We start from the raw sequence: 1,003 nt of genomic DNA, 5'->3' as shown, positions 1-1,003 counted from the left end.
AATACTAACCGAGTTAATCTTTACTTACAAGCAACCCATTACGACTTTTTACCCAATTACTTAACCAATTGCATTCTGGACCGTTTCAACCAGAGAGTTCACCACTGAATTCACCAAGTCCGCATCCTCGCCCTCAGCCATAACCCGGATTAGAGGCTCCGTACCCGAGCCTCTCAACAACACTCTACCCTGCCCTGCCAAACGCTCACCTTGCTCTTTAACAGCCTGGGCAATAACATCGTTTGACATGGGGTCTGTTTTTTCTTTAATTCGTACGTTCTTCAACACCTGTGGAAGCTTAGTCATCTCGGACTTCAACTCATGCAAGCTCTTACCGTCACGCCATAAGGAAATAAGAACCTGCAACGCAGCAATAGTTGCATCACCCGTGCTCGCTTTATCAAAGCAAATAATATGGCCTGAGTTCTCACCACCAAGCTCCCAGCCATTCTTCACTAGCTGCTCCATCACATAGCGGTCGCCCACATTTGCACGAACAAAAGGAATATTCAGCTTTTGCAATGCCAGCTCTGCACCAAAGTTCGTCATTAATGTACCGACAACCCCACCTTCCAAGCGACCAGCCTGCTGACGATTCCTGGCAATAATATAAATCAGCTCATCACCATCAACCACTTCACCTTTATGATCAACCATGATGACACGGTCACCGTCGCCATCAAATGCAATCCCGAGATCAGCCTCAACTTCTAATACCTTGTCAACAAGCGCCTGAGGGCTTGTCGAACCTACATCACGATTAATATTCAAACCATCTGGTTGCACACCAATTGTGGTGATTTCTGCACCCAATTCTTTAAAGACATAAGGCGCCACCTGGTAGGTTGCACCATGCGCACAATCCAGCACAATTTTCATACCAGTCAAAGACATCGACGAAGGAATGGTCGCCTTACAGCATTCGACATAACGGCCAATTGCATCATCAATACGTTTCGCCTTACCTAGCAGGTCGGGCGCTACGACTTCAAGGTCTTTATCA

At 46.8% G+C, this 1,003-nt stretch carries 1 protein-coding gene; it reads right to left on the bottom strand.

The features are described from left to right. Positions 1-60 precede the first annotated feature (60 nt). On the bottom strand, positions 61-1,003 hold a 943-nt coding region (gene glmM, locus A3761_RS03860), incomplete at its 5' end, for a phosphoglucosamine mutase (RefSeq protein ID WP_068749850.1).

It is taken from the genome of Oleiphilus sp. HI0123, from assembly GCF_001635315.1.
The sequence above is the reverse complement of the archived record's forward strand: the minus strand, read 5'-3'. Positions and strand labels throughout refer to the sequence as shown.